The sequence below is a fragment of the Pseudoalteromonas sp. SR43-5 genome (assembly GCF_014163835.1).
Lineage (GTDB): Bacteria > Pseudomonadota > Gammaproteobacteria > Enterobacterales > Alteromonadaceae > Pseudoalteromonas > Pseudoalteromonas distincta.
On the sequence record NZ_JACJEA010000005.1, the window covers coordinates 143,743 to 166,713 of the forward strand.

Genomic DNA, 22,971 nt, shown 5'->3' on the forward strand with positions numbered 1-22,971 from the left:
TTTATACCGCCTTATACGTAGATTTTATGGCGGCGATAACCGCTTGTGCTTTAGCGCGAGTTTCGTTTGCTTCTGAAATAGGATCTGAGTCAAACACTACACCTGCACCTGCTTGCACGTAGGCTATGTTATTTTTAACAAAAGCAGAGCGAATAACAATACAACTATCCATTGCGCCATCACCGGTTAAGTAACCTACAGCGCCGCCATAACTGCCACGGCGTTTCCCTTCTGTTTGACGAACAAGCTCAGCAGCGCGTACTTTTGGTGCACCAACAAGGGTGCCCATGTTCATACACGCTTGGTAAGCGTGCAGTGCATCAAGTTCTGGTTTTAATGTGCCAACAACGCGTGAAACTAAATGCATTACCTGTGAATAGCGGTCTACTTTTAATAACTCTTTGGCAAAACGAGTTCCTGCAACACTAATGCGGGCTACGTCGTTACGCGCTAAATCAACAAGCATTAAATGCTCGGCGCGCTCTTTTTGATCGTTTCTTAGTTCCAGCTCAATGCGGCTGTCTAGGTCTGGGTTTATTTGCCCGTTAGCAAATTTGCCACGTGGGCGAGTGCCAGCAATTGGGTAAACTTCTACTTGCTGATTACTTACGTCGTACTTAAGGGCCGACTCAGGAGACGCGCCAAATAATGCAAAGTCTTCATCGCGCATATAAAACATGTAAGGGCTTGGGTTTTGCTTTTTAAGCTGGCTATACGCATGTAAAGAATCAGGGCAAGGTAGTGAAAATGTACGCGACGGCACTACCTGAAAAATATCGCCATCTACAATGTTCTTTTTAAGCTTAACAACTTGCTCGCAATACGTTTCGTCGCTTATATCAACGCTTACTTCACATTCGCCACTTTGCATATCCGCACTAAATTCTGCTGCGTTATCGCACAGCGTATTTAACCGCTCAAGCTCTTTACCTACTTCAAAGCAGTTAGCGTGTACGTCTGGGCCATTAAATACATTGCCAATGAGTTCGGTTGTTTGCTTTTGATGATCAATAACAACTAACGTTTCAGCTAAATAAAATACGTAATCTGGGCAGGTGTTTTCGCCATCAGGTACATCACTTAATTGCTCAAAGTTTGCCACCATGTCGTAGGCAAACACACCGCCTAAAAATACCGAAAACGGATTTTCGGTAGTGCTTTGAATACTGTTAATACAGGTACGAAGAGCGCTGAAAGCGTTATCGGCAACAAGCTTACTTGCTTCGTCTATATCGCTGCTGGTGTCTTGGTAGTTAAGTGTAAGCGTTGTGTCGTTTAATTGTGAATCACAGCTCTTAACATTTGCTTGTAAGTAGCTTAATAATTGCTTGCCGTTATTAGATTGTGCGCTAACAGTTACCGTTTTACCCTTACAGACAATGCGCAGGGCGCTATCAACTAAAATTAAGCTTTTTACACTGTCTTTAGAATCAATCTCAGCCGATTCAAGCAGTAGTGAGTTAGGCTTATCAAGTGCCGCGTATAATGCAAGAGGGCTACTAATATAGTCGCGTACTTGCGTAATGCTTGTTACTTCGCCTGGTGTGGTAGTTATATGACTAAAAATCAAACCTCATTCCCTCAAAAAATTAAACCCCGCAGTGCTTTTGCAATGCGGGGTTTGAATAACGATATCTAAATTACAAACAGATCATTACCGTCCCGCTATATCAGGCGCCACCACCAACGATGTGTAAGAGTAAGACCGTTATTCATGTTTTTCTGCCTCAAAATTTATTAAATATTGTTAACGTATATGTTTCGTAAAATTTAGTTATAAAAAAACCCGCATAGTTGCGGGTTTTGAATTTTTGCTAGACACGACAATTCATCACCCGAAAATTACGAGTGCCACCACCAAATAGTGTTTAAGTTTGAATTGATCATTATTGTTAATTCTTAATGTGTCTGAAAGTGGCTACAGTAAAACGTATCTTATGCTTTTGTGTCAAGTGTTTATTTAAAACAATTTAGTCAAAAAAGTTGTTATACTTACATAAACACCAGTAACCCTTAATTTTAAGCAGTTTTCTTTTGATAAAATACGATTTACATAGCCATACTACACATTCAGACGGGCGTTTAACGGTTGAAGAATTATTGCATCGCGCTGTTGATAAAAATATTGATGTGTTTGCTATTACCGATCATGACACTGTGGCGGCTATTAAGCCTGCGCAGCAATTTATTGAAGCCGAAAAATTACCGCTTTCATTAATTACGGGCACAGAAGTATCTACCAAATGGGAAAGTTTTGAAATTCATATTGTGGGTTTAAATATTGATATTAATAATATTGACCTTACCTCTTTATTATCAGCTCAGCAGCAAAAGCGAGAAGAGCGTGCACTAGAGATTGGCGCACGCCTTGCAAAAAATGGTTTTGATGGCATTTACGAGCAAGCTAAAGAGCTGGCAAAAGACGCGCAAATTACGCGCGCACATTTTGCACGTGCCCTTATTGAGCGCGGTGTAGCTAAAAATTTCCCGGGTGTTTTTAAAAAGTACTTAGGGCGCGGCAAAACAGGCTACGTACCTAGTTGCTGGTGCACCATGCAAACCGCTGTAGAGGCAATACATGCCGCTGGTGGTGTTGCTGTACTTGCTCACCCAAGTAGCTATCAAATGTCAAACAAGTGGCTACGCAAATTATTAGTAGAATTTAAAAGTGTAGGAGGAGACGCAATGGAAGTTGCACAACCTCAACAGGCGCCAAGCGAACGTCAATTTTTAGGTGAACTCAGCCGTGAGTACGAACTACTTTGCTCGCAAGGGTCTGATTTTCATTTTCCGACAAGCTATTTAGAGCTTGGCAAAAATTTATACTTACCGAAAGACTGCCAAGGTGTTTGGCAAGTTTGGGAAGGACAAGAAGGGGCATTAACATGAGTCAATTATTCCATATTCATCCTGATAACCCGCAACCAAGACTGATTAGTCAAGCCGTTGATATTATTAAACAAGGCGGCGTTGTTGTTTACCCAACAGATTCGGGCTATGCCATTGGCTGTAACATTGGTAATAAGCAAGCCAAAGAGCGCATAGAGCGTATTCGTGGTATTGAAAAAAACGATAATTTTACGCTAGTTTGCCGTGATTTATCGGAGCTATCTACTTATGCACGTGTAGATAACCAGCTATTTAGATTAATTAAAAATAATACGCCAGGGCCTTATACCTTTATTTTTAAAGGAACAAAAGAAGTTCCTAAGCGTTTATTAAACGACAAGAAAAAAACCATTGGCATGCGTGTAATTGAACACCCAATTGCTTGTGCGTTACTTGCCGAACTTGGCGAGCCATTAATGTCGTGTTCTTTAATTTTACCCGGGCAGCAGTTTACTGAATCTGATCCGGATGAAATATTAGAGCGATTAGATAAACACGTTGATTTAATTATTCACGGTGGCCATTTAGCCGAGCAAGCAACCACAGTAATCGACTTGTCGGAAGATGAAGTTAAAATATTGCGTGTTGGCTGTGGTGATACAAGCCCGTTTGAGTAATAACAAGTGAGCGAAAGTACTGCTGATACAAAAAGTAGTGAAAAGCCAGTGCAGCATAAGCTGCCACTGGCTTTTTTGCATGGTAAAGCGGTTGTAGATAAACCAGAAGACTTATATATTCCGCCCGATGCGCTCGAAATAATATTAGAAACCTTTGAAGGCCCGCTCGATTTACTGCTTTATTTAATTAAAAAGCATAAGCTTGATGTGCTCGATCTTTCTATTTTTAGTATTACAGAGCAGTATGTAAGTTACGTTGAAATGATGACCGAGTTTCAACTCGAACTTGCCGGTGAATATTTAGTAATGGCTGCGTTACTTGCACAAATTAAGTCGCGCTTATTACTCCCTGTTCACGAAGAGCTTGAAGAGGAAGAAGACCCTCGCGCTGAGCTTATTAAACGCCTGCAAGAATATGAGTTATTTAAAAAAGCCGCCGAAAACCTCGATGATATCCCCCGTGTTGGGCGTGATATTTTTATAGCGCATGCCGCTATGCCAATAAATGAAGACACAAGTCATAACCTCCCTGATATTGAACTTAAAGACTTAATGCTGGCGTTGAGTGATGTTATGGCGCGAGCAAAAACGTTTGAACATCATCAAATTACTGCTGAAGTACTCTCAACCCGAGAGAGAATGAGCCAAATATTACAACAGCTATCGAAAGCAAATTCAGCAGTGGTATTTAATGCGCTTTTTACGCCTGATGAAGGGCGTAGTGGTGTTGTGGTTAGTTTTATAGCCATGCTAGAGCTCATTAAAGAAGGACTTGTTACTTGTTTGCAAGTAAGCCCAGAGAGCTTAATTTATGTCAGCTTGAGCGAGCAATCCACCCTATAAACTTATCTGTTTAATCCTCAACTTTTAAAAACTGACTTTAATTATCAAAGTTCTGTGCGTATACGCACGTAAAGTGTTTGTAAATGTTATTTTCATTTACGGCTATGCACTATATTGTAACGTAATAGCATTATAGGATGTTACACATGTTTAAAAATACACCTTCATCTTACGGACTTGTCGCCATTATTTTACATTGGCTCATGGCGTTGACTATTTTTGGCCTGTTTGGTTTAGGTTTATATATGGTTGAGCTTACTTATTATGATAGCTGGTATAAAGGCTCGCTCGATTTACATAAAAGCATTGGTATTACACTTGTGGCCGTATTTTTATTTAGAATTTTATGGCGTGCTTTATCTACACAACCTAAACCATTAGGTGAAAGTAAAGGCATGAACCAATTAGCACATACTGCGCATATTGCTATGTATATTATTTTGGCCGTTATAGTTGTTGCAGGGTATTTAATATCAACCGCAGACGGACGTCCAATAGAAGTGTTTACCTTATTTAACGTATCAGCGCTTGATTTTGCATTTGATGACCAAGCCGATATTGCAGGAAAAGTACATTATTATGGCGCGTGCACATTAATCGGGTTTGCAGTATTGCATGCACTAGGGGCGTTAAAACATCACTTTATCGATAAAGATAAAACCTTAATCAGAATGATCAAACCATTAAAGGATGATTAAAATGAAAAAATTATTAGTAAGCACAGCCGTTTCGGCTGCAATGATGTTATCGGCAACAGCCGCTAATGCAGCTGATTATGTAATTGATACGAAAGGCGGGCACGCATCTGTTAACTTTAAAATTAAACACTTAGGTTACAGCTGGTTATATGGTCGTTTTAATACTTTTGACGGCACATTTAGTTACGATGCTAAAAATCCTGATGCGTCAAAAATTATGGTAAATATTGACACCACAAGCCTTGATTCTAACCATGCAGAGCGTGATAAGCACCTACATGGTAAAGATTTTTTAAATGTGGATAAATACCCAAAAGCGACATTTAAAAGCACCAGCATTAAATTTGATGAAGATGGTGAAGAGGCCGACGTAACCGGCGAATTTACGCTGCATGGCGTAACTAAAACTATTACCTTTGAAATAGATAAAGTGGGTGAAGGTAAAGATCCGTGGGGTGGATACCGCGTAGGTTTTGAAGGCGAAACCAGCCTTAAACTTACCGACTACGGTATTGATTACAACTTAGGGCCTGCATCTACTCATGTTGATATTATTTTATCAATAGAAGGCGTTCGTAAGTAATACAGTTATTGAATATAAAAACGCCACTTACTGTGGCGTTTTTTTTGCTTAACAGAAACTCAAATTAAGCGACTTTGAATTTGTTTATTTTGTGCTATTAATACGTGACTTTAATAGAGGCCTTAAATCCTCAGGCAACCAGCGCATAAGTAAATCGTTATAAGCCTGCGTTTTTTTAATAACTTTAAGCTGCTCATTAAGAATAGCGATGTCTTTTGCGCCTTGCTCGTTTTTAGTACAACCAATAAAGCCATAACTGAGCGCTGGAGATTCGGTTAATGGACGCTGCGTTAAGTTTTCTTCAAAGTGCATTGATTTAGCTAAATAGTAATGCTCGCTTGGGTAACCCAGCAAAATATCAATTCGTTTTAGGTTAAGCATATATGTAAGGCTCGCTAGGCTATCGCGAGTGGGTCTAATTACTAAATCAATGTTGGGTGTACTGTTTATTAAAGTATCTATCTCTTGGCCGTAAGAGCGGCTCATAGAAACTCCAAGAGTTAGTTTTTTATCTTGTATTAAATTGAGTAGTGATACTTCTTTAGATTCCGCTATATTTAGCGCTTTGGCGAGCTTTTTATGCATTGCTATTGAAGGCGAGAGGCCCGTTGTTGAGCTTTCGTCTGTGAAATAAATATGCTCTTTTCTGTAATCATTTTTATAAAGCGATAACGCACAAACATTATTTGAAGTATTGGACAGCTCTTGAATTACTTTACCTGAGGGGATAAGCATGCGGTTAAAGGTGATATTAGGAAGTTGTTTTTCAAGTAAAGAAATTATGCTTTCGTCACGGCCTTGGTGTTGATATTGACCATTTAAAATATAATAGGGTGCAAAATCGTGCGCTAGCCAGTTTATGGTTCTAGCATTGCTTATTGAGCTCAGACAGAAAAAAAGTAAGAAAGTTAAAAATATACGGAGCATTACAACAGCTACCAGTAATTATTATTGTAAAACTATTGTAACCAATAAAGGGCTAAAAAGTAAAATGCCAGCAACAAGGCTGGCATAATATCTTATCAATAATTGCAATAATAGAATGGCAATTAAAGTTATATGTTGCTTAGTTAGCTTTTAGCCACTTAACAAACTGGCGTGCATCACTCGCTTTTTGAAATAATGCATTTTTTAAACCTTGTGTATCACTGAAGATTACACGATGTTTGTTTACTGAAATTGATTGCACTGGATGTGCTATTTGGATCATAGACCCGTTATATTTATAAGACATAATAAAACTCACTTTATTCTTGTTATTTATTCTGCGCTATATTTGTATAGCAAATTGCAGTCAATAAATTAACGATGTTGTGTTTAGCTTCATTACAGTGTTGACGATCTTTATGACACTTTTGCGATGATAGTAAAAAATCATCTCGGTATTATTCAAGGGGTTCTCGCCGTACAATAACTTAGCTTTCAAATATACGTTTTGCGGGGCTTACTGGATCAGGGTAAATGGTTAACCGCGGCGGTTTCTTTAAACCAGAGAGGGAAGGTAACTTATATATAAATTGTGTGCAAGCTATTTATTATAAAAATATTTATAATAAATCTTATCAACTGCTTACAAAGCCCATTTTTAGTTACCAAAGGATAAGTATGAATTACCTAATAGTGAGTGATATTTATGGTTTAACCCCTGCTTTGAGTAAGTTATCACAGGCAATTAGTTCAAATTTAGTGATTGTTGACCCATACAATAACAAGATTCAAGCTATTGAAAGTGAACAAGATAGTTATAATAATTTTATACAGCAGTGTGGCCATGACAAATACACGGACAAACTTCTAGAATGCTTTGAGAGTTTAAAAGTGCCGACCACATGTATTGCGTTTAGCGCAGGGGCAAGTGCAGCATGGCGGGCACAGTTATTAACAGGCAATACACACCTTAAAAAGTTAATTGGCTTTTATCCGTCGCAAATTCGTAATTATTTAGCGTTAGATGCAAATGTACCCTGTGAATTCATATTCCCAGAAAGTGAGAGTCACTTTAATGTTGATGAAGTTATTAAAGCTTTAAGCACCAAAGCGGGTGTTAAGTGCTATAAAACCAATTTTTTGCATGGTTTTATGAACGAGTACTCAACCAATTTTAATGCGCAAGGGCTGGTTGAATATAGTAGCTATATAAAACAGAGCAGCCGTTAAAGCGTGTTTAGCTGCTTTTTATTAATATCAGGAAAATCAGTACGGGTATTATATTTTGCATACAGCGTTGTAAAAATGCTGCTGCCGGATAACTTATCTAACTCTTTTATAAAGGTTTTAGCACTAGAACGAGCGGGTCTACAGCATGTTTGATACTGTTTTATTATACCCGCGACAGATAAACCTTGTTTTTGTAGCTTAAGGTCGGCCTGTGCAAAAAAAGCCGCACCCGTCCAATAAACACGTTGCTGGGCGCGTTGTTTCCACATATCGGCAGAGAGCTTATTAAGTGGCTGTGTTTTAGTTTTGGTTTGCAGGCGGGCACGATCAAATCCTGCATTTAAACGTTGTACAAACTGTGGCTGGGTGATTATACCGCTGTCACGCATTATTACGTTTTGCATATAACTGGCAAAACCCTCGCTTAGCCAAAAACCGGAGTAGGGAAGTAGCGGCAAATATAAATGCGAAAGTTCATGGTATAGCGTCCAATCTTTAGTGAATGCATTTAAACTGGCGTAGCGATCTATATGTAGTTCAATCCCATCGGGGTTATTGCGCTTAACTGTAGCCCAAGGTACAGGCTCAAAAGCAAAGTATTGCGGTTTTAAATATATAGGCAAAGTGGTTTGCTTTAAAGGCCCCAGTGTATTTTGTGTTTTTTCAACACTTTGATTAACCCATGTAGACACCGTATTTTGAGCATTACTTGAGAGCGAGCTAAGGTTATGTATGACTACTTCAGCGGCTAATAAGTTAAAAGAGCTGATTGATAGTAGCAGTACAAAAAAGTATTTCATTAAAATGCTCCACTGTAATTTAATAACTGGTACGCCAGGCTTAATATACAAGACCAACTAAATGGATAAATAATCACGCCTAATTCTTTATTTTTTAAAATGATAGTAACTATAAAAGTACAAATACAGACACCTCTAGCTAAGCATGGTTTAATCAATTAATCGTTATTTTAAGTTAGGTTTTAGCCATGACGTATCAGCATATTCAAGTTCCTGAGCACGGCCAAAATATCACTATTGATGCACAAGGACATTGGCAAATACCGTTAGAACCAATCATTGCTTTTATTGATGGCGATGGCGTGGGGCTGGATGTTATGCCGGTGATGCGCCACGTTGTTGATAGTGCAATTGAGCATTGTTATAAAAGTGCACGGAAAATTCATTGGATGCAAGTTTATAATGGCGAGCAGGCCGCAAAGCTGTATGACGGTGACTGGTTTCCACAAGAAACAATTAACGCGGTACGTGCCTGCAAAATTGCCATAAAAGGGCCGTTAACCACACCACTGGGTGGTGGCTTTAGATCGCTTAATGTTGCACTCAGGCAAGAAATGGATTTGTTTGTAAATATGCGAACTATAAAAGGCTTTAGCGCACTTCCTTCTCCTTTAAAAAATCCTTTTTTAACAAACATAACAGTGCTTCGTGATAGCAGCGAAGACGTGTACTCAGGTATTGAGTGGCAAGCAGGGAGTGTAGAAAGCGAAAAAATGCTCGATTTTTTATGTGAGGAAATGGGCGTAACCCGCTTAAGGTTTTCACAAGAATGCGGTATTGGTATTAAAAATATATCTAAAGAAGGCTCTGAGCGACTAATGCGCTTTGCCATTAACTATGCACTTAAAAACGATAGTGAATCATTAACGCTAGTGCATAAAGGCAATGTACTTAAATTTACCGATGGGGCATTTAAGCGTTGGGGGTATGCACTTGCACAAAGCGAATTTAATGCCACTGCACATGAAAATGGGCGTTGGCTGCAAATAGAGCGAGTAAATCAAGCACCTCTAATTATTAAAGAAGTTATAGCCGACAACATGCTGCAGCAATGTTTAATGCACCCAGAGCAATTTGATGTAGTGGTGACGACTAATCAAAATGGTGACTTTTTAGCGGATATGCTGAGCGCACAAGTTGGCGGTGTTGGCATAATGCCTGCTGCAAATTTGAATAACGATGTCGCATTTTTTGAGCCTACACACGGCACGTTTGAACGTATAGCAGGGCAAAATAAAGCAAACCCCAGCAGTAGTATTTTAAGTGCGGTATTAATGCTTAAATTTATGGGATGGGACGAGGCCGCATTACTAATAGAAAATGCGTTAGAGCAAACATTTAAAAGCGGTGAAGTAACCTTTGATTTAGCGCAAGAGCAGAGCGATAACTCAAGTATTCATAACTCGACAACCTTAACTTGTACTGGCTTTGCAAAGAAGGTTATCGAGCACTTTTAAACACATTCATTATTAAGCTGCTGAGGCAGTTTTTACTCTGTGCATGCAAGGGCGGTTGGTTAACTGCGCTGCACGATGGTAAATCTCATGTGCTTGAGGTTCATCGCACTGCGTACCACTAAGCGTATCCATTAACGCAACAACAATAATTGCAGGAACCTGGCAGCAATATTCGTCTAAAACGGCTTCTGTCGTTTGTGCATCAACATGGCAAAGTGGGTGGTTTTTAAGTTGGTATGCGTTTAGCAATGTATCCACTTCTAATACATCATTTGGTTGGTGCTTTGTTTTACGGCATTTACAACCAAACTCATCAACTAAAGTAGCTAATGCTTGGTAAGTTTCAGTGGTGTTAGTTTTTGCGCATAACTGCTCTTCAATAAACTGATGTAAGTTAGCATCAATAAATAACCCGTCTTGTTGTGTGAAGCTTGATGTTGTCATAATTATTACTCTTAGTTTGTTGGCTTAACTTCACTCTAGCGTTAAGTGTATTATTAATGAAATTGTTGTTTTCAATAACTGACATTGATTTCATCAATAGTAAGTTTTAAAACTAAATAAAAAATAGAAAACATACCTAAATTATACTAATTAATTTGGTGCAGAGCGGTAAAAACGTGCACAAAACTGGAACAAGGGGATTAGTCGATGAGTTAAGGTGGATGCTTAGTTAATTGTTTTTATTGAATTTTAATTGTTTTATGAAGTTGGTACTAAGCTTGCTAATATTACACTGTAGGTAGACTCCTATATCGACGATTTCCAAAAGCGCCATGGTATTTTCCCAAAGTTGAATACCACGGCGCTTTTTTATTTTCTCGTGTATTTTATTTAGCCGTAACAATAGTAATATTAAATTTTAATAAAGTAGGGAATAGCCACTAAAATAGCGCCTACAATCAACAGCATGCTAACACTGCTCATAAAATACGGAAATACCAATAGCGACAAACCAATACAAAGCGGTACTACGGCTTTTTTTCTTCGCCCGTAAGTAAGGTAGCCAATACCTATGCCTCCAAACAAAACACTCCACGCAATTATTGATGCACTATCCATTTGTAAATTACCTATTTTGAAATACTGATTTAAATTACGACCGACATAGCCAGCTTTTCAATACCATGTGAAGGGATCCATCTTTTAAATTCCACGAAGCCATGCTTTTTATATAAATTTATTGCAGGAGTATTAGCAACCGCAGTCTCCACTATTGCATGAGAAAAATCATCCATTGCTAAAACATAACTTATTAGCTTACTTGCGATACCTTTTTTAAAATGACTAGGATCAACGGTTAAACTGCAAATATCTAAATACTCGTTGTTTGTATCTACTTCTATAACGGCTGCTAAACATTCATTTTCGCTGTAGCCATAAAAGGTTGTTTCTGATTTTTTTATACCTTTAATATTACGCGCTAAAGGAGGAAAGTTATGCGCGCCGATCAGTTTAGCCTCTATAGCGTAGGACTTTTGAAAGACAGCAAAAATTATATTTGCAATATCGTTATTCTTATTATTAAGTTTGTTTATCATTATATTCTTCTAATGAAAGTAAAGCTTGGACAGTATGCGCGATAGTAAAATACCTGGTGCTTGATGTGATGAAAATAATAATTTATCTATCTGCAATCGTTTTAGCAAACGCTAATAACTCACGCCTTAACCATTGGTGCGCCGTTGCATGGTGCAGCAGTGGGCTCCATATCATTTTTACTTCAATAGGCACTATTTGAAATGGTACAGGGCTGATTACCAAATCAGTATGAGAGGTTAATAACTTAGCTTGCCTGCGCGGTAGGGTGGCAATAAGTTGCTCTGATTGGCAAAGCAGGCTTGCGACCATGTAGTGGCGAGTAAAAACACGTATTGTACGGGTTTGTTCTAGTTGCCAAAGCGCTTCATCTACCCAGCCTAATTTTTGCTTTCCTGATTTATTAGTAACAGCGGCTTCAGGCCCCCAGCCGGCACGATTTACCCAAATATGCTCTTTTTTTAAGTAGTCGTCTAACCCTGATTGTTGTAAAAATGTATTTTTAGGATGGGTTAAACAACAGTAATTATCGCGCCATACACTGGCTTGATGAAACGAGCGTGGCAAACCATTAAAGCGATTTATTGCTAAATCTATAGTGCCTTTTTCCATGTCTTGCAGGTTTATGTCGCTTGGACTTAATACATCAAAATTAATACCGGGATTTTTACTAAGCTGCGCAGTTATAAAAGGGGCTATTAAGGTCGACTCTATGTAGTCATTTGCCATTATTCTAAAGGTAACTTCAGCGGTTGCAGGGTTAAATTGCTCACTAGGCTGCGTAATAGCTTCGGCCATTTTTAAGAGCGCCTCAACTTCAGGCTTTAACGCAAGTGCCTTTGCCGTTGGCGTCATAGAGCCTGCGGCACGCACAAGTAGCGGGTCGTCAAATAAATCGCGCAAACGTTTTAATGCGTTACTCATAGCCGGTTGCGTAAGCGCGAGTTTATTTGCAGCTTTCGACACACTTTTTTCATCTATTAACACATTTAAATAAACGAGAAGGTTAAGATCGACATTTCTTATATTCATATGGGCGTGTTGGCCTTTCAGGGTTGAAATTTGTTCAATCTAGGGGCGATTTAATCGCGGCGCGAGGTTTGCCACCTAGTGGGCTAAGTAAAAATCGAGCAACAAAGAGTTAATCGTCCCTAGAAAGAACCCTATGGGCAGTGTGTATTTGGCCTTTATGCAGCGTTAAAGTACATTTATGGGGAGCCACCACACTACATGTACTTTGCCTTGCTTATAAACCAAATACACGGCTGCAAAATTAACCTCGAAAGGTCAATACGCCCAATAAATTCTATTTATATGGTTTATTAATTATCTAAATTAAAGCCTGCTTGCTAAGGTGTAAACAATTAATAAAAATAACCGCCATAACTGGCATCAATATAAGTGCTGTATTTATGCAAAATAGGCTAACACATCAATCTAATAATACGCTGCAAAACGTTATTGCCAGTAAGCTTGCACGATCTGTTTTTGCTGGATTTGAGGCGATGTTTTCGCAATTTTTAAATATTACACTGGGTGCACAAAGCCGTTTTGAACAACGACAGTACCATAGTGTGCAAAGTGCTATGCGTGAACGTTTACAAGTGTATGAGCGCGAAGTGAAAAACGTGAGTGAAGCCGTGAGAGTTATTGCTTATGCTGAGCTTACTTGCCCGCAAACGTGGCAGTTAGCTAAAAATATTTACGGCGATATGGTACAAAATCACGAAAACAAACCTATTGCGCATACTTTTTTTAATTCAACGTTTGGGGCAATTTGGGACGATAAAAAAATTCGTACTGTGCATTTGTTTGTATTAAAAGCAAAGTATCGTAGTGAGCCGCGCTCTTATGAAAGCTTAGTGAGCAGGGTATCGCTACATAATGGGTTTAATAACGCCGTTAAAACGCTTATCACTAATCAAGTATTTAGAGTGCCGTTTAGTCATTTAGAACTTGATGTAGCCACATTACAAAGTACGTTAATGCAAGGCGCTAAGCAGCAATGCAAACAGGTGTACGAACTTATAAATTTAAACGACGGTTATATTGAATACGCCAACTCATTATTTTTTAGAAACAAAGCCTGTTATTTAATTGGGCGCTGCATTGCTAAAAATGGCGACAATATGCCTTTTGCTATCGCTATTTTAAATACCGATGAGGGACTAAAGCTTGATGCTGTAATGATGGGCGCCGATCAATTAAGTTTATTATTTGGCTTTGCACGCACCTATTTTATGGTTGATACCGATAAGCCCGCTCGTTATGTAGATTACTTAAGTGTGTTAATGCCACACAAACAACGCTTTGAGTTATTTAACGCCATTGGTTTTATAAAGCACGCCAAAACTGAGTTTTATCGGTATAAGGTCGATACGACTAAAAATAGCCCAGCCAACTTCAAGTATGTCACAGCACCAGGGACGCCAGGTATGGTAATGCTGGTATTTACTATTGAAGGGCTAGATTACGTTTATAAAGTAATTAAAGACAAATTTAGTGCGCCAAAAACAGCCACCAAAGCACAAGTGATAGACAAGTATAACTTTGTAAAACAAGCCGATAGGGTTGGGCGTTTGGTAGACACACACGAATTTAGATATTTAGCGTTTGATTTAAGCCGTTTTAGCGACGAGCTGCTTGAGCAGATGAAAAGCCAAATTGGCAGCAGCATAGTTATATCTGGCAAGGCACTCATTTTAAAGCACGTTTATGTTGAGCGTAAAATGACCCCGCTTAATTTATATATTAACCAATGCGATAACAAAACCCTAGAACGAGTAATGCATGACTACGGTAAAGCAATTAAAGAGTTAGCGGGCGCTAATATATTTCCGGGCGACATGCTAATGAAAAACTTTGGCGTAACGCGATGGGGGCGAGTGGTGTTTTACGACTTTGACGAAATTTGCCCGCTTACCGATTGCAACTTTAGAGAGGTTCCACAAACCCAAAATGCACTTGAAGAGCTAAGTAGTAACTCGTATTTTGATATAGCTGAAAACGATATATTTCCGAGCCAATTTAAGGTGTTTTTTAGTGCCAACGAGGTTGCGTTTAATTATTTTAATAATGAGCACAGTAACTTGTTTTTAGCGACGTTCTGGCAGGATTGTCAGCAACAAGTACATAATGGTTATCTACCCGATGTTTATCCTTATAAACAAAGTTGGCGCTTTTGAGGTTGTTTGAATCTGTGTTCATCCCCATCTATATGTTATTACAGTTTTTAAACTTGGAGCAACAATGAAATATATTTCTCATGAAGATGGCAACCTTGCATTTAGTGAAACCGAAAAGCCGGTTTTAAAGAGCCATGAAGTACTTGTTAAAGTTGCAGCAATAGGTGTAAACCGTGCAGACAGTATGCAGCGCCAAGGTAAATACCCGGCCCCTGCGGGAGATAGCCCTATTTTAGGTTTAGAATGTGCGGGTACAGTTACTGAGCTTGGAAAAGATGTAGATAAAAGCCGGCTAAACAAGCGTATTTTTACATTGTGCTCTGGTGGTGCTTATAGCGAATATGTAGCAGTTGATGCAAAACAGCTTATGGAATTACCCGATGATGTAACAATGGCTGAAGGCGCTGCAATAAGCGAAGTGTATTTAACGGCATTTGGCGCGTTATTTGAGCTTGGTAAATTACAAAAAGGGCAAACAGCGCTTATTCATGCAGGTGCTAGTGGTGTGGGCGGTGCAGCAATTCAAATGGCTAAAAGCGCAGGTGCTACCGTAGTTATTACCGCTGGTACGGATGATAAATGCCAACACGCAAAAGAACTCGGTGCCGATCATGCAATTAACTACAAAACCACCGACTTTGTAGAATATATGAAAGCAAATGAGTTAACAGCAAATGCAATTGTAGATCCTGTTTCGGGTAGTTACTTAAATAAAAATGCCGCTATTGCAGCCATGGATTGCCAAATTGTGATGCTTGCATTTTTAGATGGACGTTTTGCAGAGGTTGATTTTGCGGCGCTTTTACAAAAGCGTATTTCGTTTCATGCCTCAACGCTTAGAAATCGTAGTATTGAGTTTAAACGTCAGGTGCGCGACGACTTTGTAGCGCGTTTTTACAATGATATTGCCACTAAAAAGTACGACTTTAACTTGTATAAAACATTGCCTTGGAGCGACGCAAACGAAGCCCATGCTATTTTAGAGCGTAATGAAAACGCAGGAAAAGTGGTTTTACTTGTAGAGTAACTCTTTAATTTTAGGGTTTAGCCCATATACTAAGCCCTATAAAAAACACTTAAGGTTTAATAATGAATCCAATACTAGCAATACTTAAAGAGCACAATGTAAGCGACGAAAAAGTAAAAGCATTGTTTGAAGCGTTTACTCAAAACCCAATGATGGCAATGGCGCTTGTTCAAGAGCTTGGTATTCCGCCAGAAAAGCTACAGCAACTAATGGCAGTCGTGATGACTCAACCGCATCTTATTAAAGAAGCGACTGACGAACTTGGTTTAGATTTTGAAAAAGTAAAAGAAGCGAAAGAAAAACTAAATCAATAATTTGTTATGTCATGAAATAAAATAAATAAAAAAGCATAAGTATTTACTTATGCTTTTTTAGTTGGTTTATTCTTTTATGACTACTCTTTTGGAAGTAGTACGGTGTCGATAACATGAATTACGCCGTTGCTTGCTTTTACATCAGCTTTTACAACTTTAGCGTCATTTATCATTACGCCCATGCTGTCGGCTTTAACCATAACTGATTGGCCTTGTAGTGTTTTCGCACTATCTACCTTCATTACATCGGCTGCCATCACTTTTCCAGACACTACGTGATAAGTTAATACCGCCGTTAGCTTATCTTTGTTTTCAGGCTTGAGTAACATTTCTACAGTGCCTTCAGGTAATTTAGAAAATGCAGCATCTGTTGGTGCAAAAATAGTAAAGGGCCCTTTACCTTGCAGTGTTTCAACTAAACCTGCGGCTTTAACAGCAGCAACAAGAGTAGTGAACGAACCATTTTCAACGGCTACTTCAACAACGTCTTTTTTCATACCATGATGATCAGCATAAGCCATTGTAGTAAATCCAAGGCTTGCAGTTGTAAACAATAATGCAGTAGTAATTTTCTTAAACATTTTATTTTTCCTTTAAGTTAATACCCGTTGGTTTCGTTAAATGTTACGACGCTCTAAATTTAATCGATCAATTAAAATTAGTAGTCAACATGTTTTGTTACATCATTGATTGAACTGCAGCTAAATAGCAAAGTCATATAAACAGTTACTTAATTAAAGACTTGTTCAATTGAAGGGAATAGGCATGAAATTAGTTTATAAGTTTTGGAAAAACAACCGCTCTCTTATCGTATTTATTGCACTAATGAGCGTATTTAGAAGCGCTGTAGCCGATTGGTACGAAGTGCCAACAGGCTCTATGAAGCCAACAATTCAAGAAGGTGACAGAATACTTACCGATAAAATGGCCTACGATATTCGTGTCCCATTTACGCATATAAAACTACTTAAACTAGCGGACCCACAAACCGGTGATATTATTGTTTTTGACTCACAAGCTGCCGATAACCGTTTAATTAAACGTGTAATTGGTGTGCCAGGAGACACCGTTGCGCTTGAAAATAATGAGCTCATTATTAATGGTAAAAAACTTAATTATGCAGATCAGCAAAGCAACATAGACTCGCTTGATAAAATCGAAGATTTAAACGGGTTAGCGCATTCGATAAGAGTGGCAAATATTCCTTCACGTTTATCGGGCTTTGATGCAATTACAATTCCTGATGATTATTATTTAGCAATGGGAGATAACCGCGACAATAGCGCTGACTCGCGTGTAATAGGTTTAATTCCGCGTAATGAGTTATTAGGAAAAGCAGAGCGCGTTATAGTGTCTCTTGATTACGATAACTATTACCTACCAAGAAAAGACCGCGTATTGAAAAAGCTCAATTAAATAAGATAATTAATTTTAGAGTTAAAATATAACTGCCTATTTAGGCAGTTTACTTATATATTTTTTTACAAGCTTGGTAAGAACACTACGCTCGTGTTCGGTATTTAATATACGACTAAACATTACTTTAGCCCATAAAAAAACCGCTGACATATCAGCGGTTTTTTTATTGTATGAGTAATATTACATTACGCGCATACCAGGCTCTGAGCCGTCATCTGGGTTAAGAATATAAATTTCTTTTCCGCCAGGGCCTGCTGCCAATACCATGCCTTCAGACATACCAAAGCGCATTTTACGAGGCTTAAGGTTAGCAACCATAACGGTTAGCTTGCCTTCGATATCCTCAGGTGCATAAGCCGATTTAATACCCGCAAACACTTGGCGAGTTTCGCCGCCTAAATCAAGTGTTAGCTTAAGTAGTTTATCTGCGCCTTCTACGTGCTCTGCTTTAGCAATTTTAGCTACGCGTAGGTCTACTTTTGCAAAATCATCGAACTCAATCTCGTCGCTAATTGGCTCTTTTGCAAGTGGGCTGTTAGGGTCAATTGTTACTTTTGGTGCTAAGCTTTCTTTAGATTCTTCAACCATTTTGTTCACTTTATCCATTTCAACACGTTGCATTAACGGTTTAAATTTATTGATAGGGTGGCTTACTAGTGCATTTTGAACGCCGTCCCATGCAAGGTCGTCATTTAAAAACGCTTGTACGTTGTCTGCCATTCCTGGTAGCACGGGTTTTAAGTAAGTAATTAAAACGCGGAACAAGTTAAGACCAAGAGAACACACTTCGTGTGCTTCTAGTTGCTTAGTTTCGTCTTTAATTAATACCCAAGGTGCTGCGCCATCAATAAATTGGTTTGCTTTGTCGGCAAGCGCCATTATTTCGCGAATTGCGCGGCTGTAATCGCGGTTCTCGTAGTGTGTTGTAATGCTCGGTGCAGCAGCTTGAAACTCTGCTAACAGCTCTGGTTGCATAATAGTGTTGCTTAGCTTGCCATCAAACTTTTTAGTAATAAAGCCAGCACAACGGCTCGCTATGTTGACTACTTTACCTACTAGGTCTGAATTTACGCGCTGTGCAAAGTCTTCTAGGTTTAAATCCAGATCAACAATACCGCTGCTTAATTTTGCTGCGTAGTAGTAACGTAAGTATTCTGGGTTTAAGTTATCTAAATAAGTACGCGCTTTAATAAACGTACCCTTTGATTTAGACATTTTTTCGCCATTCACAGTTACAAAACCATGAGCGAATACGTTAGTTGGCTTTCTAAAATTAGCGCCTTCTAGCATTGCTGGCCAAAATAAGCTGTGGAAGTAGATAATGTCTTTACCAATAAAGTGATAAAGCTCTGCGTCTGAACCTTCAGCCCAAAACGCATCAAAGTCGAGGCCTTTTTCGTCACATAGGTTTTTAAAACTCGCCATGTAACCAATAGGTGCATCTAACCAAACGTAAAAATATTTGCCTGGTGCATTTGGGATTTCAAAACCAAAATAAGGTGCGTCACGGCTAATATCCCACTGTTGCAAGCCATCGGTAAACCATTCGTCTAGCTTGTTAGCCATTTCTTGTTGAATAGTTCCCGAGTGTAACCACTCTTTTAGCATGCCTTCAAATGCTGGCAGGTCAAAAAAGTAATGCTCAGAATCTTTAAGTACAGGCTCAGCACCTGACATTACAGAACGCGGGTTAATAAGTTCGGTAGGGCTGTATGTAGCACCACACGAATCACAGCTATCGCCGTTTTGGTTTTCAGACTTACACGTCGGGCAAGTACCTGTTACAAAGCGGTCTGGTAAGAAAATACCTTTTTCTGGATCAAATAATTGCGAAATAGTGTGCTTTTTAATATGACCGGCATCGTTTAGGCGGTTATAAATAAGTTCGCTTAATTCTTTGTTTTCTTGGCTGTGGGTGCTGTGGTAGTTATCAAATTTGATATTAAAGTCAGCAAAGTCGCGTTGGCGCTCTATGCTCACTTGTTTTACCATTTCTTCAGGCGTGATCCCTTGCTTTTGCGCATTAAGCATAATTGGCGTGCCGTGGGCATCGTCTGCGCAAACATAATAAGCTTCGTGGCCTTGTAGTTTTTGAAAACGTGACCAAATATCAGTTTGAATATATTCCAATAAATGACCTAGGTGAGTAGGGCCATTTGCATAAGGTAATGCGCTGGTAATCAGGATCTTTCGCTGCGTCATAATCATTCCGAATTGAGGATAAAACGCCGTTTTTATTATACAAACGGCAATTATCATTAATTTATCTACAAGCTATCTGCTTAGAGTGCGCACAGCTTATGGATTTTTATTAATTGACTGGTGTTAATGCCCTGAATGTTACATAATTCCGTGGCACTTTTCATCAAAGAAACGCTATTTAATTGCTATGTTTGGACTGTCGAAACTATTCTCTTCTAAATCGGTGCAAAAACAACCGATTATAACTGCCTTAGCGGCATATCGTAGTGCGGCTTTTGCCGTCGGTATTGACGAAAGCTTCATTGATACTATTACTCAAAATGACGATAAATCACTACACATTAAATTAACTCTGCCATTTGCTGGGCAATCAGAAATGCCTTTAGTTGAGCAACACGTAAGTGAAAGCTTAAATGTGCCTGTAACAATTAGCGCCAAGGTTATCATTAGAGAGGCGGCTAAGTTTAAGACGATTAAACATATTGTACTTATTGCCTCAGGCAAAGGTGGGGTAGGTAAGTCGACTACTGCTGTTAACTTGGCAGGCGCGCTTAAAAATGAAGGCGCAAAGGTGGGTATTTTAGATGCTGACATTTATGGCCCATCTATCCCAATGCTTTTAGGATTAGTGGGCGCAGAGCCCGTCACTAAAGATAACAAACAGCTACAGCCTTTTGATGCAAATGGCATTAAAGCGCAGTCAATTGGCTTTTTAGTTCCAAGCGATGATGCCACGGTATGGCGCGGGCCAATGGCGTCAGGCGCGCTGAGCCAGTTACTTAACGAAACCGATTGGGGCGAGCTTGACTACTTAATTGTTGATATGCCACCGGGCACCGGTGATATTCAGCTTACAATGAGCCAAAAAGTACCCGCTAGCGGCACTGTTATTGTCACTACACCGCAAGATTTAGCGCTAGCCGATGCGCAAAAAGGCATTGCTATGTTTAATAAAGTAAACGTACCGGTGCTTGGCTTAATAGAAAATATGAGCCACTACATTTGCACTCACTGTGGTGAAGCTAACCACGTTTTTGGTAAAGACGGTGCACAAAAACTGGCGCATAAGCACGGCGTGCCTGTACTTAGCCATATTCCACTTGCAATAGATATACGCGAGTATTCTGAGCAAGGTAAACTTATTGCAAGCGATAACGATGCCGCAATAAGCAAAACATACAGCGCAGCAGCAAGGCTAATAGCCAGCACGCTTTATTATCAACAGCATCACAATGCAATTGAAATTGTGATTACGGAAGATTAATAAATAATGAGACTTTCAGACACACATATTAAAGAATACTTAAGCGATGGCCGCATTGTTATTGAGCCTGCGCCAACGAGCGAGATGATTTCAGGCGTGACTGCCGATTTACGTTTGGGAAATAAATTTAGAACGTTTAATGCGCATAACGCCGCATACGTCGATTTAAGTGGTCCAAAAGATCAGCTAAATAAGGCCATGGAATCGATCATGAGTGAAGAAATAGTGCTTGATGAAGGTGAAGCATTCTTTTTACACCCAGGTGAACTTGCACTAGCTATTACCCATGAAAAAGTAACTCTACCAGCAGATATAGTAGGTTGGTTAGATGGACGCTCATCGCTTGCGCGTTTGGGTTTAATGGTGCATGTAACCGCGCATCGAATAGACCCAGGCTGGAGCGGCAATATTGTTTTAGAGTTTTACAACTCAGGTAAATTACCACTGGCACTACGCCCACTGATGAAAATTGGTGCTATGAGCTTTGAAATGTTATCGGGCCCGTGTGAAAACCCATACAATATTCGTAAAGATGCAAAATATAAAGATCAAAGCAGCGCAGTAGCAAGTCGTATTAGTGACGATAAATAATCACCAAATATAGGCATTATTCGTCCATTTTATGAAGCGCATAACCCAGTAGTTCAAAGTACTGGTTAAGCGCTTCATTTGCTTTATTAACAGAGCGTATCATGTTTTGTACGCTTGATAAGTTAACAATCCGCATAAACGCTTGAATACAGCTACGCCATATACAATAGAAAAACCTTTCTTCAGAATCCCGCATATTTAATTGATTAACGCAGAACAACGGCTCTTTTACTCAGTACAACCTCTACTCTATATCTATATGCACAAGAACGACTTCGTAAATCAGCTGATTGTGTCTAAACCTATGGACGTAAGTAGGCATAATACCAATTTTGAATACGACAGTTTTAGCATGTTAATACAACAAATTACTCTAGTAGTAAAAACTGAAAGTTTAGGTATTTATACGCTAATTAATAAATTAGAAAATTCGGCCACCTTATAAGCACGGAGATAAGGTGTTTTTTTTAAGCTATAGCTTTAGAGACTAAAGGTGAACTTGGTGCTTCCATGTATATGGAAAAAGAGTTTTCAGACCCTCCTCCTCCAGCAAAAATGGAAATGGGCTTTGGCCCGGTTCCAGGAGTCGATCAGATATGGGCTAAGCGAGATGAAAATGACAAAGTCATAGAGTACTTTGTTGTTGAAGCTAAAGGCCCTGGTGCTAAATTGTTAACTGGTGCAAAAAAAGGCGACCAGATGACAGACCCTTGGGTTAATAAAAGCTTAGAATCGATGGAGAACTCTAAAAAATACAAAGAAAAGAATCAATTGGGCGAAGATATTTTAGATGCTATTGAAAACGAAGAGCCAAAAGTGACCAAACTTGTTATTGAAGCTGTCGAGGTTGACGGCAACATTACTGGCGGTAAACTTCAAACTCTTCCAAAGGAAAAAAAGAATGTTAAGACTTAATAATTATGATTTTAAATTTGAAAAACTTTTTAAAAAAGCACCTATTACGATAGAAATCAGGCTTAAACATATTAAAGATTCAACAGTAGATTATGAAGTAAAAGTAAATGCAGCACGGATCCTTTCTTATAAATATCAAGATCTAGCTTATGCTCATTACGTCTTAGAAAACTATAATGAAACAAAGCTTTATTTAAAAAAAGCAGCGCAATTCGCGTATTTAACAGGCTTTGATCCTGAATTAAAAGGACACAACAACGAATGGACAATTCAAGGTGAGTTAAATGTTGCTTTGTTGTTTGGTGATGACTCAATAATAAGTAAATTACGTGAATATGCAGATGGTTTTACAACCAGCAGCGTGACTAAAAAAGCTATTTTTTTATATGATCACTTACTAATTAAAATAGGCACAGGTAAAGTACTGCCGGAAGAAGAAATTGAAAATGCGCTTACTGAGGCTAAATCAAC

Annotated in this window: 25 protein-coding genes; 15 read left to right on the forward strand and 10 right to left on the reverse strand. The window is 39.0% G+C overall.

Annotation, left to right across the window (positions count from 1 at the left end; translation table 11 throughout):
* Position 1 precedes the first annotated feature (1 nt).
* Positions 2 to 1,570, reverse strand: coding sequence for an anthranilate synthase component 1 (locus tag H5090_RS04745; protein ID WP_182695147.1), 1,569 nt, complete (start codon positions 1,568 to 1,570; stop codon positions 2 to 4).
* 464 nt (positions 1,571 to 2,034) lie between these two features.
* Between H5090_RS04745 and H5090_RS04750 the strand changes: the two genes are divergently transcribed.
* From H5090_RS04750 to H5090_RS04770, 5 genes are all read left to right on the forward strand, one after another.
* Positions 2,035 to 2,889 (forward strand): RNase RNM, encoded by an 855-nt coding sequence (locus H5090_RS04750; protein WP_182695148.1) that lies wholly within the window; start codon positions 2,035 to 2,037, stop codon positions 2,887 to 2,889.
* The gene (locus H5090_RS04755) at positions 2,886 to 3,506 is read left to right on the forward strand and encodes an L-threonylcarbamoyladenylate synthase (RefSeq protein WP_002961576.1); all 621 of its coding nucleotides are present in this window, start codon (positions 2,886 to 2,888) and stop codon (positions 3,504 to 3,506) included. The genes H5090_RS04750 and H5090_RS04755 overlap by 4 nt, the downstream gene beginning before the upstream one ends.
* Before the next feature lie 6 nt (positions 3,507 to 3,512).
* Positions 3,513 to 4,349, forward strand: a complete 837-nt coding sequence (locus H5090_RS04760) for a ScpA family protein (protein WP_182672249.1) — start codon at positions 3,513 to 3,515, stop codon at positions 4,347 to 4,349.
* A gap of 146 nt (positions 4,350 to 4,495) precedes the next feature.
* The gene (locus H5090_RS04765; RefSeq protein WP_002961572.1) at positions 4,496 to 5,047 is read left to right on the forward strand and encodes a cytochrome b; all 552 of its coding nucleotides are present in this window, start codon (positions 4,496 to 4,498) and stop codon (positions 5,045 to 5,047) included.
* 1 nt (position 5,048) lies between these two features.
* Positions 5,049 to 5,630, forward strand: coding sequence for a YceI family protein (locus H5090_RS04770; protein ID WP_039489966.1), 582 nt, complete (start codon positions 5,049 to 5,051; stop codon positions 5,628 to 5,630).
* Positions 5,631 to 5,714: 84 nt separating this feature from the next.
* On the opposite strand, the gene H5090_RS04775 is transcribed toward H5090_RS04770, so the two are convergent.
* Both H5090_RS04775 and H5090_RS04780 read right to left on the reverse strand, forming a co-directional pair.
* Complete coding sequence (locus H5090_RS04775) at positions 5,715 to 6,557, reverse strand: transporter substrate-binding domain-containing protein (RefSeq protein WP_154903278.1); 843 nt, start codon at positions 6,555 to 6,557, stop codon at positions 5,715 to 5,717.
* A gap of 139 nt (positions 6,558 to 6,696) precedes the next feature.
* Entirely contained in the window at positions 6,697 to 6,864 is a 168-nt protein-coding gene (locus H5090_RS04780) for a hypothetical protein (protein ID WP_002961566.1), read from the reverse strand.
* A gap of 371 nt (positions 6,865 to 7,235) precedes the next feature.
* Here H5090_RS04780 and H5090_RS04785 point away from each other — a divergent pair, with 371 nt between their 5' ends.
* Positions 7,236 to 7,787, forward strand: a complete 552-nt coding sequence (locus H5090_RS04785; RefSeq protein ID WP_182695149.1) for a hypothetical protein — start codon at positions 7,236 to 7,238, stop codon at positions 7,785 to 7,787.
* Here the strand turns inward: H5090_RS04785 and H5090_RS04790 are convergent.
* On the reverse strand, positions 7,784 to 8,587 hold the full coding sequence (locus H5090_RS04790) for a hypothetical protein (protein ID WP_182695150.1): 804 nt from the start codon (positions 8,585 to 8,587) through the stop codon (positions 7,784 to 7,786). The genes H5090_RS04785 and H5090_RS04790 overlap by 4 nt on opposite strands.
* A 188-nt stretch (positions 8,588 to 8,775) precedes the next feature.
* On the opposite strand from H5090_RS04790, the gene icd reads away from it, so the two are divergent.
* Positions 8,776 to 10,044: an NADP-dependent isocitrate dehydrogenase gene (gene icd, locus H5090_RS04795; protein ID WP_138488944.1), complete on the forward strand. Its 1,269-nt coding sequence runs from the start codon at positions 8,776 to 8,778 to the stop codon at positions 10,042 to 10,044.
* Positions 10,045 to 10,056: 12 nt separating this feature from the next.
* Here the strand turns inward: icd and H5090_RS04800 are convergent, their stop codons facing one another.
* The 4 genes from H5090_RS04800 to H5090_RS04815 all read right to left on the reverse strand — a co-directional run bounded on the left by H5090_RS04800 (position 10,057) and on the right by H5090_RS04815 (position 12,615).
* Entirely contained in the window at positions 10,057 to 10,488 is a 432-nt protein-coding gene (locus H5090_RS04800) for a hypothetical protein (RefSeq protein ID WP_002961558.1), read from the reverse strand.
* Between the two features lie 411 nt (positions 10,489 to 10,899).
* The gene (locus tag H5090_RS04805; protein ID WP_007375422.1) at positions 10,900 to 11,106 is read right to left on the reverse strand and encodes a hypothetical protein; all 207 of its coding nucleotides are present in this window, start codon (positions 11,104 to 11,106) and stop codon (positions 10,900 to 10,902) included.
* A 29-nt stretch (positions 11,107 to 11,135) separates the two neighbouring features.
* Positions 11,136 to 11,585: an N-acetyltransferase gene (locus H5090_RS04810; RefSeq protein WP_182695151.1), complete on the reverse strand. Its 450-nt coding sequence runs from the start codon at positions 11,583 to 11,585 to the stop codon at positions 11,136 to 11,138.
* A gap of 82 nt (positions 11,586 to 11,667) precedes the next feature.
* A complete protein-coding gene (locus H5090_RS04815) occupies positions 11,668 to 12,615 on the reverse strand; it encodes a LysR family transcriptional regulator (protein WP_182695152.1) in 948 nt (315 codons plus the stop codon).
* A 380-nt stretch (positions 12,616 to 12,995) separates the two neighbouring features.
* Between H5090_RS04815 and aceK the strand changes: the two genes are divergently transcribed.
* The 3 genes from aceK (at position 12,996) to H5090_RS04830 (ending at position 16,109) form a co-directional block, all read left to right on the forward strand.
* Positions 12,996 to 14,768, forward strand: coding sequence for a bifunctional isocitrate dehydrogenase kinase/phosphatase (aceK, locus tag H5090_RS04820; RefSeq protein ID WP_182695153.1), 1,773 nt, complete (start codon positions 12,996 to 12,998; stop codon positions 14,766 to 14,768).
* 64 nt (positions 14,769 to 14,832) lie between these two features.
* Complete coding sequence (locus H5090_RS04825) at positions 14,833 to 15,795, forward strand: zinc-binding dehydrogenase (protein WP_182695154.1); 963 nt, start codon at positions 14,833 to 14,835, stop codon at positions 15,793 to 15,795.
* A gap of 62 nt (positions 15,796 to 15,857) precedes the next feature.
* Positions 15,858 to 16,109 carry a DUF2999 family protein gene (locus tag H5090_RS04830; RefSeq protein ID WP_007582532.1) on the forward strand — a complete coding sequence of 84 codons (252 nt, stop codon included), beginning with the start codon at positions 15,858 to 15,860 and terminating at the stop codon, positions 16,107 to 16,109.
* Between the two features lie 80 nt (positions 16,110 to 16,189).
* Here H5090_RS04830 and H5090_RS04835 read toward each other — a convergent pair whose 3' ends face one another.
* Entirely contained in the window at positions 16,190 to 16,690 is a 501-nt protein-coding gene (locus H5090_RS04835; RefSeq protein ID WP_007582534.1) for a fasciclin domain-containing protein, read from the reverse strand.
* A gap of 184 nt (positions 16,691 to 16,874) precedes the next feature.
* On the opposite strand from H5090_RS04835, the gene lepB reads away from it, so the two are divergent.
* On the forward strand, positions 16,875 to 17,525 hold the full coding sequence (gene lepB / locus H5090_RS04840; protein WP_024597614.1) for a signal peptidase I: 651 nt from the start codon (positions 16,875 to 16,877) through the stop codon (positions 17,523 to 17,525).
* A 183-nt stretch (positions 17,526 to 17,708) separates the two neighbouring features.
* Here the strand turns inward: lepB and metG are convergent, their stop codons facing one another.
* A complete protein-coding gene (gene metG / locus H5090_RS04845; protein WP_182695155.1) occupies positions 17,709 to 19,730 on the reverse strand; it encodes a methionine--tRNA ligase in 2,022 nt (673 codons plus the stop codon).
* A 187-nt stretch (positions 19,731 to 19,917) separates the two neighbouring features.
* Here metG and apbC point away from each other — a divergent pair, with 187 nt between their 5' ends.
* From apbC to H5090_RS04865, 4 genes are all read left to right on the forward strand, one after another.
* Entirely contained in the window at positions 19,918 to 20,994 is a 1,077-nt protein-coding gene (gene apbC, locus H5090_RS04850; RefSeq protein WP_182695156.1) for an iron-sulfur cluster carrier protein ApbC, read from the forward strand.
* A gap of 6 nt (positions 20,995 to 21,000) precedes the next feature.
* Positions 21,001 to 21,585, forward strand: coding sequence for a dCTP deaminase (gene dcd, locus H5090_RS04855; RefSeq protein ID WP_002959670.1), 585 nt, complete (start codon positions 21,001 to 21,003; stop codon positions 21,583 to 21,585).
* A 516-nt stretch (positions 21,586 to 22,101) separates the two neighbouring features.
* Positions 22,102 to 22,500, forward strand: a complete 399-nt coding sequence (locus tag H5090_RS20805) for a hypothetical protein (RefSeq protein ID WP_259395049.1) — start codon at positions 22,102 to 22,104, stop codon at positions 22,498 to 22,500.
* A partial coding sequence (locus H5090_RS04865; RefSeq protein ID WP_182695157.1) for a hypothetical protein occupies positions 22,487 to 22,971 on the forward strand: 485 nt, incomplete at its 3' end. The genes H5090_RS20805 and H5090_RS04865, both read left to right, overlap by 14 nt.

Bases quoted from the DNA above. Each gene is read 5' to 3' on its own strand.
- H5090_RS04805 (WP_007375422.1), bottom strand. From the start codon at position 11,106: ATGGATAGTGCATCAATAATTGCGTGGAGTGTTTTGTTTGGAGGCATA.
- metG (WP_182695155.1), bottom strand. From the start codon at position 19,730: ATGACGCAGCGAAAGATCCTGATTACCAGCGCATTACCTTATGCAAAT.
- icd (WP_138488944.1), top strand. From the start codon at position 8,776: ATGACGTATCAGCATATTCAAGTTCCTGAGCACGGCCAAAATATCACT.
- H5090_RS20805 (WP_259395049.1), top strand. From the start codon at position 22,102: ATGGAAAAAGAGTTTTCAGACCCTCCTCCTCCAGCAAAAATGGAAATG.
- H5090_RS04790 (WP_182695150.1), bottom strand. From the start codon at position 8,587: ATGAAATACTTTTTTGTACTGCTACTATCAATCAGCTCTTTTAACTTA.
- H5090_RS04825 (WP_182695154.1), top strand. From the start codon at position 14,833: ATGAAATATATTTCTCATGAAGATGGCAACCTTGCATTTAGTGAAACC.
- H5090_RS04830 (WP_007582532.1), top strand. From the start codon at position 15,858: ATGAATCCAATACTAGCAATACTTAAAGAGCACAATGTAAGCGACGAA.
- aceK (WP_182695153.1), top strand. From the start codon at position 12,996: ATGCAAAATAGGCTAACACATCAATCTAATAATACGCTGCAAAACGTT.
- H5090_RS04810 (WP_182695151.1), bottom strand. From the start codon at position 11,585: ATGATAAACAAACTTAATAATAAGAATAACGATATTGCAAATATAATT.
- H5090_RS04775 (WP_154903278.1), bottom strand. From the start codon at position 6,557: ATGCTCCGTATATTTTTAACTTTCTTACTTTTTTTCTGTCTGAGCTCA.
- lepB (WP_024597614.1), top strand. From the start codon at position 16,875: ATGAAATTAGTTTATAAGTTTTGGAAAAACAACCGCTCTCTTATCGTA.
- apbC (WP_182695156.1), top strand. From the start codon at position 19,918: ATGTTTGGACTGTCGAAACTATTCTCTTCTAAATCGGTGCAAAAACAA.
- dcd (WP_002959670.1), top strand. From the start codon at position 21,001: ATGAGACTTTCAGACACACATATTAAAGAATACTTAAGCGATGGCCGC.
- H5090_RS04835 (WP_007582534.1), bottom strand. From the start codon at position 16,690: ATGTTTAAGAAAATTACTACTGCATTATTGTTTACAACTGCAAGCCTT.
- H5090_RS04785 (WP_182695149.1), top strand. From the start codon at position 7,236: ATGAATTACCTAATAGTGAGTGATATTTATGGTTTAACCCCTGCTTTG.
- H5090_RS04765 (WP_002961572.1), top strand. From the start codon at position 4,496: ATGTTTAAAAATACACCTTCATCTTACGGACTTGTCGCCATTATTTTA.
- H5090_RS04780 (WP_002961566.1), bottom strand. From the start codon at position 6,864: ATGTCTTATAAATATAACGGGTCTATGATCCAAATAGCACATCCAGTG.
- H5090_RS04800 (WP_002961558.1), bottom strand. From the start codon at position 10,488: ATGACAACATCAAGCTTCACACAACAAGACGGGTTATTTATTGATGCT.
- H5090_RS04770 (WP_039489966.1), top strand. From the start codon at position 5,049: ATGAAAAAATTATTAGTAAGCACAGCCGTTTCGGCTGCAATGATGTTA.
- H5090_RS04755 (WP_002961576.1), top strand. From the start codon at position 2,886: ATGAGTCAATTATTCCATATTCATCCTGATAACCCGCAACCAAGACTG.
- H5090_RS04815 (WP_182695152.1), bottom strand. From the start codon at position 12,615: ATGAATATAAGAAATGTCGATCTTAACCTTCTCGTTTATTTAAATGTG.